We start from the raw sequence: 19,233 nt of genomic DNA, 5'->3' as shown, positions 1-19,233 counted from the left end.
GGTGCAGCGCCTTCAAGTGTCTGCCTCTCTTTGTCAGTCTGTCATTCTCAGCGGCTCTCCCTCTCGAAAGCGGTTGCAAAGGTACGCACTTTTTCCTTTCCTGCAACTTTTACGCAATACTTTTTTGAGGAATTTTTGAATATTTTTTGTAAATCACTGGAAACAAGGCGGTTGCAGGTGGAAGTTTTTTGATGCTTTCAAAAACGGACGGAAACGGCACCACATTATTTATTTCGCGAGGGCGTGTGTACGCGCACATGCGTGCATGTGTAAAACTCGCACCGCGGGCACATTTTTGTCAAAAGTTCCCGATATTTTCTATGTTTTCCTCTCGGAAAACGTAGGTTTCCGCCCTGGAAAACGTACGTTTCACGGCAGGGAAACATACGTCTCCCCTGACGGAAACATAGAAATCTTAAATACAACGAAGGATTATCTCACCGGCATTTCTTCAATACGGAACGCTTGAAGGGGGAAAACGGAGCATTTGAAAAAAACAAACGAAACGCTTATAAGGAAGAACAAGCAGGCGCTTACGGAAAAAACAGAAGGAACGGCTTGAAAGAAAACTTACAGAAAAACGAACAAATAAAAGAACGGCTCAGTAAACAGAAAAAAAGGAAACCTCACCTACGGGCATAAAAAAAGGAGTTCCGCTGAACTCCAACCTTTGTTAACCTTAAATCTAATACTATGAAAAACACAGTGCAAAAGTAAGCATTCCCGGGAAAACCACAAAGAATACAGCTAAAAAATCATGTTTTACAACACATATTAACCAAGGGGAGCAGCACATTCAATCCTATTAACAAAAAAAGGCTTTCCCAAGCTAAAGCCAGGAAAGCCTTCCAGTCACGAATTATATGCAAAATCAAAACTCACACTCACCTTCCTCTTCCGAAGAAGGAATTGTCACCAACACTTTATCGATTCGAGCTCCATCCATATCCACTACCTCAAATACGAAATTATTCCATTCCAGTGTTTCGCCACTTTGAGGGATATGCTGCAAATATTGCAGGATCAATCCTCCAACCGTATGGTAATCTACATCTTCCAACAAGTCCTGCCGATTGAAATAGCACAAGAAGTCATACAACGGGCACTGGCCATCCACCAGCCAGCCCTCTTTATTGATTCGTTTAATGATATCCGGTTCCTCTCCCGCATCGTCCATAGAACCGACCAGACCTTCCAGAATATCACGCAATGTGATAATTCCCACACAGGCCCCAAACTCATCGCAAACCAGTGCACGACTTATTTTCTGTGCCTTCATCTGTTCCAACGCCTTGTATACGTTCATATTTTCATGAAAAAACGTAGCCTCATGAATCAGATCCGGTAAATTAAAATTCTTTTCAGGCAAATGCAATACGAGGTCTTTCAAATTCACTACCCCTTTCACTTTATCCAAGTCTCCATCTTCTGTTACCGGATAAAATTCATACAATTCTTTCACCAGCACCTCCTTTACTTCGTCAGCCGTCATGGTGCTTTCCAGTGAAACGATATCACTTTTGTGCGTCATAATGGAGCCGACCTTCAAATCACCCAACAGAAATACGCGTTGCATAATATCCTGTTCCACAGGCTGTACCTCTCCGTCATCCGCTCCTTCCTTGATAATCGATTTGATTTCCTCTTCTGTCACCTTATTATCGGCTTCCTTAATATTCAACAAATTGAAAATCAACTCCGTACTTTTTGAAAGCAACCAGACAAACGGCAATGCAATCTTGGCCAGCACATTCATCGGACGAGCCACCAACTTGGCCATTCTTTCGGCCATACTCATACCGATACGTTTCGGAACCAGTTCTCCAAAAATGATAGTCAGATAAGTAACGATAACGACAATAATTCCCTGCGCCAATCCTGAGGCATAAGCCGATGCTACGCCCCATGAGAGCAATATGTTGGTCAAATCAACCGCAATTTTATTTCCTGAATAAATACCGGTCAAGATACCTATCAATGTAATTCCGATTTGAACGGTAGAAAGAAAGCGATCTGGATCCCCTGCCAGTTTTAATGCTACGCGAGCAGATTTATTACCTTTTTTTACGTCGGTCGACAACCGGGATTTTCGGGCTGATATTAATGCCACCTCGGACATGGCGAAAATACCATTCAGTACTATCAACCCGATAATAATGATTATTTCATCCATATATAAAAACAAGTGTGTTTCAAAGGAGCAAATTTAAAGGAATGTTCATATCCAAAAAAGTGAGCCGTCTATAATTAAATTGTTTTAACAAACCGGCAGCCCACTTTTTTACATTTTCCTTTCTTCCTCAAACACACGAGATTAAAGGCCTACGCAAGAATCTCTTCAATGCTCCGAAGCTCTTCTTCCTCAAAAGAAAGATTATCCAGTGCTTTCAGACTGTCGCCCAACTGCTCCACAGAACTGGCTCCAACCAACACGGAAGTGACCGATGCATCTCTCAGCAACCAGGCCAATGCCATCTCGGCCAGTGACTGCCCGCGCATGCGTGCCCGTTCGTTCAATGCCTGAATCTTTCTCAAGACTTCTGGTGTAAGTGCCTCTTTTTTCAAGAAGCCACCCCGAGCGATACGGGAGTCCTCCGGAATACCGTTCAAATAACGATTGCTCAACAACCCTTGAGCCAAAGGAGAAAAGGCTACAAACCCCGCCCCATTTTCTTTTACCGCCTTCAAGATTCCCTGTGACTCCGGCTCACGCACCAGCATATTGTAACGCCCCTGGTACAACAAGCAAGGCACATCCCGTTCCTTCAGGTAACGACTGGCAAACAAATAGGCTTCCAAAGGATACTTGGACAAACCCACATACAAAGCCTTTCCCTGGTGTACGATATCCACCAACGTCTGAAGTGTTTCTTCCAGCGGAGTTTCCGGATCATACCGATGCGAATAAAACACATCCACATATTCCAGGTTCATCCGTTTCAGGCTCTGGTCCAAACTGGCCATCAGATGCTTCCGAGAGCCCCAGTTGCCATACGGGCCCGGCCACATGTCGTGTCCCGCCTTTGTAGAAATAAACAATTCGTCCCGGTAAGGAGCCAATGACGATTTCATGATCTGTCCGAAAGTTTCTTCGGCCGAGCCATACGACGGACCGTAATTGTTGGCCAGGTCAAAATGTGTAATCCCATGATCGAAAGCATAATGCAACTTTTTCCGACTGAGCGAAAGGGTATCCACATCCCCGAAATTATGCCATAATCCCAGTGAAATAGCCGGCAACATCACCCCACTCCGTCCGGCACGACGATACTGCATGCCACACTCGTAGCGATTTTCTGCCGCAGCGTAAACAGGTGCTATCATAATAATATAAATTTAAGAGATTCAACCATCATTCTTTTGTCGATGACAAAAATAAGATTTTATCTCGCACCTCTTTTCATTCATTCCTTCTATTATTTCCACCTCCGTAATTTTTTCTCAGTTTACAGTTTACCCGACTGATGCAGAATATGCATGAATTCCTCTCCAGTAATGGTTTCTTTTTCAAGCAAGAAAGAAGCTGCCTCATGCATTACATCCAGATTTTCACGAATGAGGCGACGTGATTTTTCATGTGCTTTCCGAATCATTTCAAGCACTTCCTGATCAATGGCAGCTGCAGTCTCGGCAGAACAAGTGAGCGAAGTATCTCCGCCCAGATAAACATTATGCACAGTCTCCAATCCCATCATGTCATATTTATCACTCATACCATAACGAGTGACCATCGCACGAGCCAGTTTGGTAGCTTGTTCAATGTCATTTGAAGCCCCTGTAGTTACGACGTGACAAATTTCTTCCTCTGCCGTCCGCCCCCCTGTCAGAGTCACAATCCGGTTGAACAACTCTTCCCTGTTCATCAACACCTGTTCCCCACTCTCCACCTGCATAGTATATCCGAGTGCTCCCGAAGTGCGGGGAATAATCGTAATCTTATGTACCGGTGCCGAGTGACTCTGCATGGCAGCCACCAACGCGTGCCCTATCTCATGATAAGCTATGATTTTCTTCTCTTCCGCAGAAACGACCTTTCCCTTTTTCTGAGCACCCGCTATCACGGTTTCCACACTTTCTTCCAAATCCTCGGTAGTCACTGCATTTCTTCCCATGCGAACCGCCCTCAATGCCGCTTCATTGACAATATTGGCCAATTCCGCACCCGATGTACCCGCCGTAGCACGAGCCACGATGTCTATATCCACCGCCTCATGCTTTACCTTCTTCAGATGTACGTTCAGAATCGCCTTCCGTCCCTCCAGGTCGGGCAATTCCATCTGGATACGTCTGTCAAAACGCCCCGGACGAAGCAAGGCCTTATCCAAGTCCTCCGGGCGATTCGTGGCTGCCAATATTACCACTCCTTTCCGCCCGTCAAATCCATCCATCTCCGTCAACAACTGGTTCAACGTCTGTTCACGTTCATCATTTCCTCCCAGTCCACTGTCCCGTCGTTTGCCAATGGCATCTATCTCATCAATAAAGATGATACAAGGAGCTTTCTCGTTTGCCTGCCTGAAAAGGTCGCGTACTTTTGCAGCTCCCATTCCCACAAACATTTGCACAAACTCGGAACCCGAAATGGCAAAGAAAGGCACTTTTGCTTCTCCGGCCACCGCACGTGCTATCAATGTTTTTCCCGTTCCCGGAGGCCCTACCAGCAAAGCACCTTTAGGCAACGAAGCACCTATATCCGTATATTTCTGTGGCTTATGCAGGAACTCCACAATTTCTTTCAACATTTCTTTCGCTTCGTTCTGTCCGGCTACATCGGCAAATGTGGTCTTGATTTCTGCATCCGCATAAATCTTAGCCCCTCCATTTCCGAATGACATAAAATTACCTCCAGCTCCCATACGGGCCTGGATACTTCGACTGGCTCGCTTTCCAATTACATAAAACAACAGCCCCGGCAGTACCCACATCAAAATAAAATTCAAAAAAGGAGAATTCTCTTCAGGGACAATCTCTGTAAAAGCTACCTTACCATCCTTATTCGGACTTTTTGCCTTCAGCAGCCTGTCCACCAACTGCGGATCATTTACCTCTCCAGTCTGATAAGTCGTGACATCTCCTTTATCGGCTACCGTAAAATAAATCTGTCCGGATTTAATCATCACCTCTTTTATCGACCCTTCCTCCATCTTTTCTATGAAAGTCCCATAATCAGTGGATTTGATTTTCTGCCCCGTCAAGTTCGGGAAAATCAACCAGTTCAAAAATAAGACAATCAATATGACCCATAAAAAGGTCACAAACGGATTTCCCTTCTGAGGGCGTGAATTCACAGTTTCTTGCTTCATAACATTTCATTCTTAATTTCAAGGCAAATATCGTCAATCAGACATAAAAAGAGATGGTCAATATGGCAAGAAGAGTGTGCGAAAGTGCGCAGAATGAACACTTAGATACAAAAAACTTCTCTCACACAAAAGAAATTTTCCTGTGCGAGAGAAGTTCTTATTTATAAAAGAAAGATTAATTACCAACCCGGATTCTGAGGCAACAGATTCGGATTACGTTGTAATTCACCTGTAGGAATCGGGTACAGATACATCTTGTCGTCCCACTTGCGGGCTTTCTCTGGAGATGCATAATTTTCATAAATTACCGTTTGATGGAATTGTCCATCCTCACCCTTGACATATTTTCCCATATAAGTCTGGCTATTCTCCAACAATTTTCCGGCTTTCCAACGCTTCAAATCAGCAAACCGGAAACCTTCGCCTGCCAACTCCACACGACGTTCCCGGCGAATCTCTTGCAGTAAAGGTGACAAGTCATATCCCCAGTTGGGCCAATCAGTATCAACAAACCCAATAGCCAGCTTTAAATCAGGCATTCCGACACGTTTACGCAACTGATTAATCGTCTTGTCCAAATCCTCTTGTGTAATTGTTCCCAGTTCCGCCTTAGCTTCTGCATTCACAAGTAATGTTTCTGCATACCTATAAGCGATGCCATCAATGGTACCTTTAGCCTCAATATCCTGTGAAGGATCGGGAGTGAAATACTTACGCACCCAATAACCACTGGGACAATCTGCTCTCACAAAGTCCTCATCTTTAGTAATAAAAGTCATACCGCCATCCACAGTCATCGTATAGGGTGCATCTCCTGTCAAGATCAACTGCTTGAAACGCGGGTCACGATCCTGTGCTTCTTCAGCCATCGTTTTATTACGCACATGTGCCTTCGAGGTAACCGAAGCAGGTTTTCCATCTGTATACAAAAAGCAATCCGCAAAATCTTTCGACCATCCACTCTTTGCATTCCGCAGCCAATGGCAAGCATTATGTTCACGTAACGCAGTCGCATAGTCAATATAAAGAATCGCCTCTTTCAAGCTACTTTTATCCTCCATCACAAAAAGATTATAATAATCAGTTTCCGGATGTCCGGTTTTATAGATTTCATAATGCGAAGAAGCGATTAGGGCATCTGTCGCGTCAGCTGCTTTCTGTAACAGACCTACCACATCCGCATCATATCCCAGTTCTTTATGATACTTATAATAAGTTCCTTCATTCAGACAAACACGGGCCATCACATGACGAGCTATATCTTTATTCAAACGATTATTTTCTTCCTTTCCTTTCTCAGGCAACCATTCGACAGCAAACTCCAAGTCCTGCACAATTTTCTTTGCCACTTCATTTCTTGGCATTTTATTGCCATACAGTTCTTCGCTATCTATAGTCAGTTCACTTTCAAGCCAAGGCACATCACCAAACGTCTGGATTTTTTCAAAATACTCTAATGCCCGGAAGAAACGAATCTCTGCCACATACGGATTCATCTCTTCCTCAGACGCATTTACCCGTTTATAATGCGTCATAAAATAATTCAATTGCCGGATATTCTGCCATGATGCTTTTGTCCACCTTCCATCGTCACTACCCTCCGTAGGAACAGTATACTGTCCCCACAAAAAGGAGTTAGGCACAAATGGAATCTGATTGTCACTGTCTTCATCCCCTAAATTTGTTACTCCACCAGGTAATGTATTATAAAATGCATTGGCAAAAGTTTTCAAGTCACTGACAGACTTCCAAAATGTTTCATCATTCAGACTTTGTGGAGATCTGTCCAAAAAAGCATCGTTACAGCTTATGAACGACAAGGCCGCAGCCATATAAAGTAAATATTGAATCTTCATAATTATTAATCAGCTAATAGTTAAAATACGACATTCATCCCTACCGACAACGACTTCTGTTGCGGATAACTATATGGATCAGATAATTCCGGATCAAATCCTTCCGGAGTATGCTTGAATGTCAACAGATTTTCACCTGCAAAATAAATACGGCACTTTTGGATACCCCATTTCTGAGTCAAGGCTACTGGAAGCGTATAACCAAAAGACAAAGATTTCAAGCGCAAATACGCAGCATTAATCAAATAACGGGTCTGGTTTCGTCCAATAGCCGTGCCTCCATTGAATCGAGCGACCGGAAGCCAAGCGCTGGTATTATTCGCAGTCCAATAATCATTTGCCACCGCAACCGGTACCTGCCATTGACTTCCATATTGCCACTTGAATGTATTAGGAAGCATAATATCCCGTTTTCCTACACCTTGGAAGAAAATGCCCAAGTCAAATCCTTTCCAGTCGGCCGACAGGTTGAACCCGTACCGGAAACGAGCGCGATTGTTTCCAATAATCTTCTGGTCCCCGGGATTATCCACCGTGTTATTTCCATTATCAACAACTCCATCGCCATTCACATCCATAAACCTTATATCTCCCGGAATCTTGTTGATTGCTCCATCTACCTTTGACTGGTCGGGTGCTTGCTTTATTTCATCTTCCGTCTGGAACAAGGTCGACTCATATCCCCAGATATCACCAATTATCTGTCCCTCATAATAAGGACTCGACAAAGATTTTGTAGGATTATCATACTTTGTAATCTCAGCTTTTGTATCCGACAAGTTAAATCCAAGGCTATAATGCAATCCGTTTTCCAGCTGATCATTCCAAGTCAAAGACAATTCCCAACCACGAGTCACCATATCTGCCGCATTTTCCTCGGGTTCTGCAGCACCTAGAATGGCCGGCAAGATTTTGCCAGGACCCAACATACCTGTTGTTGCACGTTGATAATAATCGAATGTACCTTGCAAGCGACTTTGCAAAACTGCAAAATCCAATCCTAAATCCCATTGGGTCACTTTTTCCCATGTCACCACATTGCTGACCAAAGCTCCTGATAACACATACGAATTCTTCTTGCCTCCCATCAAATAGCTGTTCTGCCCAGTAGAATAATTCGACAAATACACATACCAGCCATTATCCAAAGCCTGATTAGCCAAGCTACCATAAGAAGCACGAAGTTTCAATTCATCAAAAATATTATGGGTAATATTTTTAAACCAACTCTCTTCAGACAATCGCCATCCCAAGGAAAACGAAGGATTGAACACGGCACGATTGTGCCTTGGAAATTTAGAAGACAAGTCGTACCGGCCGTTCAACTCCAACAGATAACGGTCTGCAAAGCTATAATTCACCCGGAAGAAGCCACTTCTTGTAGCCCAACTGTCATCCGAATTTCCCACATATTTTTCTCCCGTAGCAGCATCCATTGAAGGAAGCTCATTAGATATGAGATTTTCACGCTGTGCATAAAATGCCCGTGTATGTTTGGTTTCCTGATTAAAGCCCAACATCACCTTAAAATAATGCTTGCCAAAGGTCTTTTCATAGTCTCCAAACAGATTAAATGCATTATAGGTATCATTTTGCTGATGCTCATACGCGTAATTGGGGTTTGTCCATTGGAAAGTTTGCAGAAACTTACCATCTATACCATACTCATCAAATGACTGTAGATGATTTTTGATATGCTCCGCATAATAATTAAATGTATAATCCATATTAAGTGTCAAACCCTTGAGCGGAGTCAGTTTTAAGGCTAATGTATTCCAGAAATCATTCTTTGTTGTTTTACGTGCACCCCCATCGGTCAATATTGCTGCAAAGTTCGTATAATTACCCTGTCCTGACCAGTTTCCATCCGGATGCTTTACCGGCATCAAGGGCTGTGTATCATTGCCAATCCAGTTCTCTCCATGCGCCCTATCCTGCACAATACCATCCAGTTCCGTACGGATAAAGCTCGTTTTCATTGAAACATGAAGCCAATCATTAATATCATAATTGATATTATTTACCATATTGAATTTACGGAAACTTTCATTGCCATACCGCAAAAGCGATCCCTGATCAGTATATCCTACTGAAGTATAATATGTAGCCTTATCACTACCTCCATTGACATTGACATTATACTTTTGTACCGGATAGCTTTTCTTGTACATTTCTTTCATCCAGTCCGTATTCCCACAATAAGCATATTTCCCAGCCTGAGAATTCGCATATTGCCAACTATTCGGATCTGTAGCCACAAACACTGGAGAATTGTTTACCGGATCATTATAGTACGCCTCTATGTGTTCCATCTCCTCCTGGCTGAAGATGTTACGTCCATTGGTGGTCTGTCCAGCTGCATTCATCCAAGTCATATATTCCATCGAATTCATGTAACGGGGACGAGTTGTAGGACTATTAAACGAAACAGAAGCATCGAAAGAGACACGAGTAGGCATATTCTTACGACCACTTTTGGTTGTTATCAAAATAACGCCATACGCGGCACGTGCACCATAAATCGAAGCTGAAGCTGCATCCTTTAAAACTGAAACACTCGCTACATCCTGTGGGTTGATCAAGTTAGGGTCCATTTCTACTCCATCCACCAAAACCAACGGTGAACCTCCATTAATAGACGTTTCACCACGCACATTAAATGAAGAACCGACTCCCGGCTTCCCACTCGTCGTTACATTCAGGTTGGGAATTGTACCTTGAAGTCCTTGTCCTAAGTTTACAATCGGACGATTAGCCAAGACTTTATCGTCCACAGCAGAAACAGCTCCTGTCAGATTGGCCTTCTTTACTGTAGCATAACCCACAACTACAACCTCCTCTAAAGTCTCTGTATCCTCTTTTAGGACTACCTTTAACGGATTGCCATCCCACACAATTTCCTGGGTCGCATAACCGACATATGAAACGGTAATAATATCACCTTTTTTCACATTCGGAATGTTAAATTCTCCGTCAAGCCCCGTGATAGTACCATTCGTCGTACCTTTTACCACGACAGAGGCTCCAATAATCGATTCTCCATCACGATTTGTTACAAAACCCGCACAGGTAGTCTGTTGTTGTACTACCTGCAACTTCACAGCCTCTACATCAGGCATAGCTTGCATAAGCCCGCAAGGAAGACCCGACAAAAGCAAAAATGCACTTAATGATTTTAAATGCTCTTTAGTCATAGATTTAAGTTTAATAAGTTAAAGTCTCAAATTCAGATGCATAGCAAGGCCTATAATCCACCTTTACAATTCATCCGAAAAGTTTAGTTTTATAATTTAAGTTTATAGAAAGAATAGCTCTTTAAGTCTACAATATAGTTCTATCTATTCGTTTTTGCGCCGCAAATATATATCATTTCTTTATTATCAAACAAACAGTTAATTAATATTTGTAAAAATAAAATAGAGAAATTAATTATTTTAATGAATATGCGATATAAAATCAACTTATTTCCTTCCTGTTTTCAATATATATAACATTTTAGAAGAAGTCTCCTAACACATATCTGCTATCTTTGTTTGAAAATATAAACCTTATCATGAAAAAGATTCTATCAATCCTAATTTGTATAGTGTTACTATCTCTCCACCTCCACCTCCACGCCCAGCAAACCAACCTGCAACGAGCCGCAAACATTCTGCATTGGATGAAAAACGCTCAAAGCGACAGTATCTATGCCTGTTTCGATGCAAAGATGCAGCAGGCCGTTCCCTTGTCGCAGTTAAAAGACATGTGGGCACAAGTAGAGCAACAACTTGGCCCATTGGAAAAGGAGAAAGAATGGAAACAGGACGCCATCGACGGTACAGTGGTCTACTATACCGATTTGAAATTCCAACGCGCATCGCTACGTTTTCTGGTGGCCTTCAACACTGAGCACAAAGTGAGCGGGCTCCGGTTGCTGCCGGTTCCTCCGAAAGAAAAACCGTTGATCGTCCCGTTCGACAGCATGCACTTGGAAGAATCACCCGTTGAGGTAGTTACCGGAAATTACAAACTCCCCGGTACCCTTACCCGTCCGAAAGGAAAGACCCACCTTCCGATTGTCATCTTGGTGCATGGTTCCGGGCCACAAGACCGAGACGGGAGCATCGGTCCCAACAAGATTTACCGGGACATTGCCTGGGGACTGGCCGCTCAAGGTATAGCTGTACTCCGCTATGACAAACGTACGTATGTATATGGAAAAGCCTCCGTCCCGGAAGGAAAAGATATCACCCCCGAAGAAGAAGTAATAGAAGATGCGGTATCAGCCTGTCAATTAGCAGCCTCCCTGCCTTTTGTAGATAAACAGAAAGTTTTCGTAGCCGGACACAGTTTAGGAGGATTGCTGGCTCCACTCATCGCTACACGCTGCCCGTCGGTCAACGGCCTCATTCTGCTGGCCGCTCCTTCCCGTCCACAGGATGACATCCTCAAAGAGCAACTGCGTTACCTGGCTTCCTTGAACGGAAATACAGACGAGGCACTCCTCGCCCAGCAATTCCAACAAGTGAAAGCCTCTGCTCCGCAAGCCTATTGGAACTACTTGGACAAGTATGCTCCTGTCATGACGGCCTATTCCTTGTCTATTCCCATGCTCTTCTTACAAGGAGAGCGTGACTACCAAGTGACCATGCAGGATTTTTCCATGTGGAAGTTAGGAATGTTCGGCAAAACGAACGCCACCTTCCAGTCCTACCCTACGTTAAACCACTGTTTCATGGAGGGTATCGGAAAATCGACCCCAATGGAATACAATCATCCTGCACGGTTATCTGAAAAAGTAATAGAAGACATAGCAAAATGGGTCGCCCAAAAATGAGTGACCCACGTTGTTATCCGGAAAGCCGAATAAATTATTTTCCGGTTTTGACTTTATCCCAAGACGGAGGAGTAACTCCCATCAGATTACGAACAAAGAAATCATACCGTTTGTGTTCACCGAAATCTTCTCCCATAGTATGGTGAGCTCCTGGAATGACTACCAATTCAAAATCCTTGTTGGCTTTTTCCAGCGCATTGACCACCTGCATGGTAGAAGACGGGTCTACGTTGTCATCCAATTCACCGACTACCAGCATCAGCGGACGAGAAAGACGGTAAGCATTGTCCACATTGGAACAAGCGCTGTAAGATTCGTCCACCGGATACCCCATCCAGAGCTCATTCCACCAGATTTTATCCATGCGGTTGTCGTGGCAGCCACAAGCTGAATAAGCTGCTTTATAAAATTCAGGGTGGAAGAGTACGGCACCTGTAGATTCCTGTCCGCCGGCAGAACAGCCGAAGATACCTACACGATCAATGTCCATGTAAGGATATTTCTGTGCGGCCGCCTTAATCCACGCAATATGGTCGGGCAGTCCAGCATCCTTCAAGTTCTTGTAGCACACTTCCTCAAACTCTTTGGAGCGGAAAGAGGTGGTCATACCGTCTACCTGCACCACGATGAACCCTAATTCTGCCAAGGAGGTCATCCACCAGTTATAAGAAGAGAAGGTTTTCGGCACATACTGGTCGCCCGGACCGGAATAGATATATTCAATGACCGGATACTTCTTTGACGGATCAAAGTTAGACGGGCGATAAATGATGCCCCACATATCCGTTTTTCCGTCACGACCTTTGGCAGTAAACACTTCGGGAGCCTTCCATCCGTTAGCCAACAACGCAGAGATATCTGCTTTTTCCAATTGCATGCGAATCTTTCCATCCTTTGCCTCACGCAATACGGTAACAGGTGCCTGGTCTACCTTACTATACACATCCACCAGATATTTGTGATCGGGTGAATACCAGCACTGATGCATACCTTCTTCCGGCGTCAGTTCCACTAAGTTGCTGCCGTCGAAGTTAATTTTATAATAATGAATCAGATAAGGGTCTTCGTTCTTGTTCATGCCATTGGCAGAAAAATAAATCACCCCATTGGCCTCATCCACATACTGAACGCCACGCACATACCATTCGCCTTTGGTAATCTGGTTCAACGGTTTTCCGGTAGCCCGGTCGTACATATACAAGTGATTGTAGTTGTCCCGTTCGCTTGACCAAATAATCCGCTTGCCATCGCTCAGGTAATTACGGTAAATGCGCGGATAGTTCACATATTTTTCCTCTTTCTCTTCAATCAATGTACGGACTTTTCCATCGACTGCCGACATTTCTAACACCCGATATACCTTGTGTCCGCGTTCGTTGTATTCAAAGGTAATGCCTTTGCTGTCTGCGTTCCACATCGGAGCCGACAATTCATATTGATGGCTGAACAGTTCAGTAGAAGGAATCAACCGACGACCGGATTCCACTTCAAAGATACAAGGCACCTTGAAGCGCAGCTCATCACCCGGTTTGGCGTACTCCTGCTTGTGCAACTTCGGCTGTGACTGGTCGGCCGGAGAAGATTCCACATAATAGACATAGCGTTTTTCTACCGGACGAATCCGGCAAGAAACCACCGACTTGGAGTCGGGCGACCACTGGATGTAAGAAGAGTAATAATTGCTTAACGTACCATCCTGGCTCAGTTGCTTCTCTTTGCCTGTAGCTACTTCACGCGCATATACATTGTCGTTCTTGATGAAAGCCACCCATTTCCCATCGGGAGAAGTTACCGGACCTCCGTCTTTCTCATCGTCCACTTCCATCCAATGGCGTTCTTTGCCACGGGGAGGAATCGCACCCTCATCCAACAACCGATTGTGCTTAATGCTATAAGCCCAGAATTTTCCATCCAGTTGGAAACGCAAGGTATCAAGTGAAGTATTCAACCAGCAATTCTGAAGCGGAAGATGATAGGCATCTACCTTACGGCCCGACTTTTCAGACAAAGCACTTGCCATTTTCTGCTGGTTAAACAACGCTGTACGCTTGGCCGATGCCGCATCCACCTTCACATATTCGTTTCCTTTTTCAGTCTGACGCACATACCAGAAGGAAGAAGTATGTTCTACCCAATGGGGTACTACTCCAGCATAAAGCACCTGCTTCATACTGTATTTCTCTCTCAGTGCATAAGCCCGGTTGTAATCATCGACCGTACCTTGTGCAAGAAGCGGCATACAAGATGCACTTCCCAGCATGATGGACAAAAGTCCCGATTTCCATAAATTGTTTCTCATTGTGTTTTATTTTAAAAATCGGGACTTCAGATATTCTTTCTCGCGTCCAAGAATATCCAAAGCCCCGAATCTGATTGCATTATTATCTATAAATTATCATGGTTATTTCACTTCCCATTCATACAAGCCTGAAGAGTTCTTATCCGGCTGAACGACTTCCAGTTTCACCGCTTTAGTCTTTACCGGTTCAAACTCTACCGTGTTCGGATTGCCTTTCTTCACGCCATATTCCGAAATATTCTGTACCGGAGTCCAGTTACCGGAAGCATCCTTGTAATAAATCTTCCAAGATTTCGGCACACGGCAACCACCCCATGGTGCATCGTCAAACCAGTAAACCGTAGAGCTGGATACTTCCATTTCTTCCGGGAATTCGTAGGAAATCCATTCTGTAGTACCTTCTTTCGGCCACCAGTGATAATAAGGAATGGTACGGTCGTTCTCATCTTTCGGTACCAGCCCGTCGGTGATGGCAGACAAAGAAGTCACTTTATGGGATGCATCTATCTTACTCTTGGAAGCCAGGGTAGGAATCGCTACCGGACGAGTGGCACTCACTTCATTCGGCAACCATACTGCCATGTTACCGGCTCCACGATGTGCCCATGCATAATACGGAATCATTGTCAGGGTATGATCTTTAGCCACCAGACGACCCGACTCATCGTATTCCAAGGTCTGGGCCTGTGTCTTGATTTCATTGATACCATACAGCAAATCCGGTTTTTCTACCACTTCGAACTTCGGCGTGCGGTTCATCAAGATACTCAGCACATCGAAATCATTGTCTGGCCATTCTGCACAATAGACAATCGGACCACGTTCTACAGACACCCGTCCACGGTCAGCTTCCACTTTACCGTTGGCTCTTACCGTACGTACGTTCATATCAAAATGGATTTCTATCTTATCTCCCTTCTTCCATTTCCGGTCGATAGTCAGATATCCTTTCTCCAAATCCGATTTCACCTCTTGTCCGTTCACCTTTACACTGTATTTCGGACGACTGCCGTCTGTATAAGTATACAGGTCACTTGGAACCACCTGGTTACGTACCCATCCCGGAATACGGATCTTCATGGCAAACTGTCCGGCTGAATTGCGGTCTACGGCCAACGTGATATCTCCGTTCCAAGGATAAGAAGTGGTCTGTGACAAGGTCACCTTCTTGCCATTTACTTTCAGCGTGGCATTGTTGGCGATAAACAGGTTCACATACACATCCTTGTCTTTCACTGCATACACATAACCCGGTACAGACGGAATGAAACGGCAGATGTTAGACGGGCAGCAAGCACAACCAAACCATGGCTGGCGCTGATGCTGTCCCATGGATTCCAATGGGTTCGGATAGAAGAAAGCACCTCCGTCCAATGATACGCCCGAAATCAATCCGTTGTACAACGTACGTTCCAGTACATCGTAATACTTAGAATCCCCGTGCAACAGGAACAAGCGGTAGTTCATATACACATTTCCGATAGCCGCACAAGTCTCACAATATGCCGACATGTTGGGAAGTTCATAATTCTTTCCGAAAGCTTCCCCATTGCTTGTAGCACCAATACCACCGGTAATATACAGTTTCTTGGAGACAATGTTCTCCCAAATTCGGTCGATGGCATGCACATACGCTGTATCTCCTGTCAAGGCAGCCACATCGGCCATACCGGAATACATGTAAGCCGCACGTACGGCATGACCTACCGCCTCATCCTGTTCAATGACCGGTTTGTGTGCCTGGCTGTATTCGTCCCGGCGGGAAGTATAGCCACGCTTGTCCAAGAAGAACTTGGCCTCATCCAGGTATTTCTGGTCACCTGTTACCAGATACAATTTAGCCAATGCCATTTCTGCAATCTGATGACCCGGTACACGTACTTGCTGTCCCGGCTTGTCACCGATTTCCCGGCACACACAATCCGCATAACGGATTGCAATATCCAGGAAGTTCCGCTGTCCCGTAGCCTGATAATGAGCAATGGCTCCTTCAATCATGTGTCCCAAGTTATAGAACTCATGACTAAGTTCCTCTACCTTCTCCCAGCGTTTGCTACCCGCCCATTCGTGCGGATGCTTGGGATTCATGGTACGTGCCGTATACAGATAACCGTCGGGCTCCTGTGCCGCAGCTACAATGACCAGTACACTATCGATATATTTCTTTAACTTCTCATCCGGATACGTCTGAAGCAGATAACTTGCTCCTTCAATAGTCTTGTATACATCGGTATCATCGAACGAATATCCCGTTACCTTGTTGTTCTCACTCGGGTGAGCCGCCATTTCAAAATTCTTATAACGTCCAGTTTCTTCACACTTACTGAATGCCAGCGGAATCGTCACTTCTCGACTCGCTTTCAAGCGTTGTCCCCAGAAAGAATCCGTCAGCTTCACGGAAGTAAACGGAACCGGATCAATCGGATAACCGTGGGCCGGCGTTTTCTTCTGTGCGTATGCCCCGCTTCCAATCAAGTAAAAAAGCAGAGCCGAAATCACTAGTTTTTTCATGGTTTCTTTTTTATTTATTGGTTATTTTCTTCATTTATTGTTCAGCGGAAGAGCTTCATCCCAAATCTTAATCGCATGTACATAGCCACTGAACGGCCAGTTGCCTTCCGCATTCTGCCCCAAAGTTACAAATTGTATTGGTTTTATCAGCAATTGAATGTCTTTCGAACTGATTAATTGGTCATTTATGTATACTTTTTCTATTCTACCGTCGAAAACCACATAAATATGTTGCCACTTTCCAGCCAAATTTTTGGCATCCTTATAGCCTACATCTTCATACCAGCCATAATGGTTCAGCATACCACAACGAGGTTCTGTTCCGTTCACCAGCATGATTTTCTCCAACTCGTCATGCGAACTGGTAAAATCGGCCACACATTCATTTTCAGCCAAGTCCGGATTCAGCACCCATGCCTCCAAAGTGTAAGGCGCATTGTCACGAAGCGTAGCCGGCAACGTAAAGCTGGAACAGAAGAACTGATTACCGTCAAAACGGAAAGCCTTCTTACCTTGCACTTCTTCCACCACTACCGGAGCCTTCTGTGTTTCAAAGTACCCCTCTACTACACCCTTATTCGGAATATACGGTACTGTATCTCCTACAGCGAAATCTTCAGCTGTCATAGATACCAGCAATCCTTTTTTCATGCGGTCGGAAGCCTCCACACGTACCAGTCCAACCGTCGCGTCATACGCTTTCTCTGCTTCTTCCTGCTTCCAGTTATAGTACCGGAAATTTGTCAAGACCAGCTCCTTGTCTGTGGACTGAATCACCACTTTTCCCCGTTGCACATACTCTTCTGCCGATTTGGAAGTCCAATGGTTGTTTTCATAGACCCAAACCGTAGCTGTATGTGCTTCCTTTTTATTGATTACCGGAGATTCGAATTCCAGCTGCGTACCCGGCACCAAGACGATGGCTTCCTGTCCTCCTATACGCTTGCGGGAAACTTGTCCGGTTTTCAGACGGAAAACACCGCCCAGCATGCCGCCGTCGTTCTTCCATTCCGTACCGTTCCAATCCAGTCCAGAGAGTCCCATCCACAGTTGAGGAGAAGCCGTTTCGTATTCCCCAAATACCTTGATGTTCCACAACGCACCGGCAAAACCGTTTTTCTGTGTTCCCGCGGTTGTCAACCGTACATAACGTGCATCCGTTTCTCCAAAATCCACCATCGGACTTCCTGCCAGGTAATTGTCACGCTTGTCTGCAAAGACTTCCCACTGTTTGCCATCCACTGAGGTTTCAATCAAGTACTGATAATACGAAGTACCATATTCAAACTGTGTCCAGATGGTACGTATCTTTTCCACCTTCTGCAAATCAATTTCAATCCATTCCTGCCCCATGGTTTTCGGACGCCACAATGTACCGTTATTGTCATCCACCGCATATTCGGGCAAGAAATTCTCGTCATAATAAGAAGAAACCTTAACCGGTTTTCCGTAAGCCAGATTCTTCGATTTCAATACACTCTTAGCAAAAGCTCCTACCCCACTGTGTGTCCCTTCCATCGGTACAATCGAGCCATCGGCATTGAACTCCAGCTTGTCAATGCAAAGCTGACGATGGAATCCACGATTGGAATGAGGATTGTCATGACGATGATATACGATATAATAATCATTGCCTTCCTTCAGAATACTGTGATGACCCGGACCATGCACCGTACCGTCAGCCGAGGTTTTTAGTACTGTACCTCTATACGTATAAGGGCCGAGTGGACCCACCGTACTTGTAGCGTACTGCACATGATAGGTACTGTCATGACAAGAATCGGAAGAATACATGAAATAATAAATCCCATTCCGCTTCATGACAAACGGAGCCTCGAAAAAGTCTTTGATTTCTGTATTAGGAATCAGTTTGGTCTCCACAAAACCTTTCATATCAGGCGTCATTTTTCCTGCCCCACAACCGAAGCCTTTGTAAATGCCCCATGTTCCCCAGTACAGATACACGGAACCATCGTCATCCACAAACGACTGCCCGTCCAGTGTGATGGCATTTTTTACAAACCGGTCGGGTACCAGCACTGCTTCACTCTCGCCGAGCACATTCTTCCACGGGCCACGCGGTGTATCAGCCATTCCTTCATACACATTACACGGCTGGCAATAGAACATCCGATAAGTCCCGTCTGTATGCTTCATCACATCCGGTGCCCAAATCCAATGGCTGTCCGGCCAATTCATCGGCATAATGGTCCAGTTCTCAAAATCCTTGCTGCACCACACCTGTGAAGGGCCAAAGCCGGCCCCGCTTCCATCCGTCGTAGCATATACATAATAAGTATCTCCAAACTTCTTTACGGTAGGGTCCGCAAAATAACCGGGGATAAAAGGATTGCCTGCTCCCGGTGTATTCCATTCTACTTTCTGTGAATACATCGTCTGCAAGGCCATTCCCAAAAACAAACCCGTCAGAACTTGCTTTTTCAT

10 protein-coding genes are annotated in these 19,233 nt (G+C 44.7%); 2 read left to right on the top strand and 8 right to left on the bottom strand.

Annotated elements, in window-relative coordinates:
- On the top strand, positions 1-192 hold a 192-nt coding region (locus H6A28_RS10570; RefSeq protein WP_204480220.1), incomplete at its 5' end, for a hypothetical protein.
- A gap of 679 nt (positions 193-871) precedes the next feature.
- Here the strand turns inward: H6A28_RS10570 and H6A28_RS10565 are convergent.
- The 5 genes from H6A28_RS10565 to H6A28_RS10545 form a co-directional block, all read right to left on the bottom strand.
- Complete coding sequence (locus H6A28_RS10565; RefSeq protein ID WP_204477286.1) at positions 872-2,173, bottom strand: hemolysin family protein; 1,302 nt, start codon at positions 2,171-2,173, stop codon at positions 872-874.
- A gap of 149 nt (positions 2,174-2,322) precedes the next feature.
- The gene (locus H6A28_RS10560; protein WP_204480218.1) at positions 2,323-3,324 is read right to left on the bottom strand and encodes an aldo/keto reductase; all 1,002 of its coding nucleotides are present in this window, start codon (positions 3,322-3,324) and stop codon (positions 2,323-2,325) included.
- A gap of 122 nt (positions 3,325-3,446) precedes the next feature.
- Complete coding sequence (ftsH, locus tag H6A28_RS10555; RefSeq protein WP_204477289.1) at positions 3,447-5,303, bottom strand: ATP-dependent zinc metalloprotease FtsH; 1,857 nt, start codon at positions 5,301-5,303, stop codon at positions 3,447-3,449.
- A 179-nt stretch (positions 5,304-5,482) separates the two neighbouring features.
- The gene (locus H6A28_RS10550) at positions 5,483-7,159 is read right to left on the bottom strand and encodes a RagB/SusD family nutrient uptake outer membrane protein (protein WP_204480216.1); all 1,677 of its coding nucleotides are present in this window, start codon (positions 7,157-7,159) and stop codon (positions 5,483-5,485) included.
- Positions 7,160-7,179: 20 nt separating this feature from the next.
- Positions 7,180-10,353 (bottom strand): SusC/RagA family TonB-linked outer membrane protein, encoded by a 3,174-nt coding sequence (locus tag H6A28_RS10545; protein WP_204480214.1) that lies wholly within the window; start codon positions 10,351-10,353, stop codon positions 7,180-7,182.
- Between the two features lie 359 nt (positions 10,354-10,712).
- Between H6A28_RS10545 and H6A28_RS10540 the strand changes: the two genes are divergently transcribed.
- On the top strand, positions 10,713-11,978 hold the full coding sequence (locus tag H6A28_RS10540) for an alpha/beta hydrolase (protein WP_262896995.1): 1,266 nt from the start codon (positions 10,713-10,715) through the stop codon (positions 11,976-11,978).
- Positions 11,979-12,012: 34 nt separating this feature from the next.
- On the opposite strand, the gene H6A28_RS10535 is transcribed toward H6A28_RS10540, so the two are convergent.
- The 3 genes from H6A28_RS10535 to H6A28_RS10525 all read right to left on the bottom strand — a co-directional run bounded on the left by H6A28_RS10535 (position 12,013) and on the right by H6A28_RS10525 (position 19,197).
- A complete protein-coding gene (locus H6A28_RS10535; protein ID WP_204476092.1) occupies positions 12,013-14,238 on the bottom strand; it encodes a S9 family peptidase in 2,226 nt (741 codons plus the stop codon).
- Positions 14,239-14,379: 141 nt separating this feature from the next.
- Positions 14,380-16,788, bottom strand: coding sequence for a glycoside hydrolase family 127 protein (locus H6A28_RS10530; protein WP_204480211.1), 2,409 nt, complete (start codon positions 16,786-16,788; stop codon positions 14,380-14,382).
- A 30-nt stretch (positions 16,789-16,818) separates the two neighbouring features.
- The gene (locus tag H6A28_RS10525) at positions 16,819-19,197 is read right to left on the bottom strand and encodes a family 43 glycosylhydrolase (protein WP_430641276.1); all 2,379 of its coding nucleotides are present in this window, start codon (positions 19,195-19,197) and stop codon (positions 16,819-16,821) included.
- Between the last annotated feature and the right edge of the window lie 36 nt (positions 19,198-19,233).

This window comes from Bacteroides mediterraneensis, assembly GCF_016900355.1.
Lineage (GTDB): Bacteria > Bacteroidota > Bacteroidia > Bacteroidales > Bacteroidaceae > Phocaeicola.
Note: the sequence above shows the minus strand (reverse complement) of the source record. Positions and strands in the feature narration are given on the sequence as shown.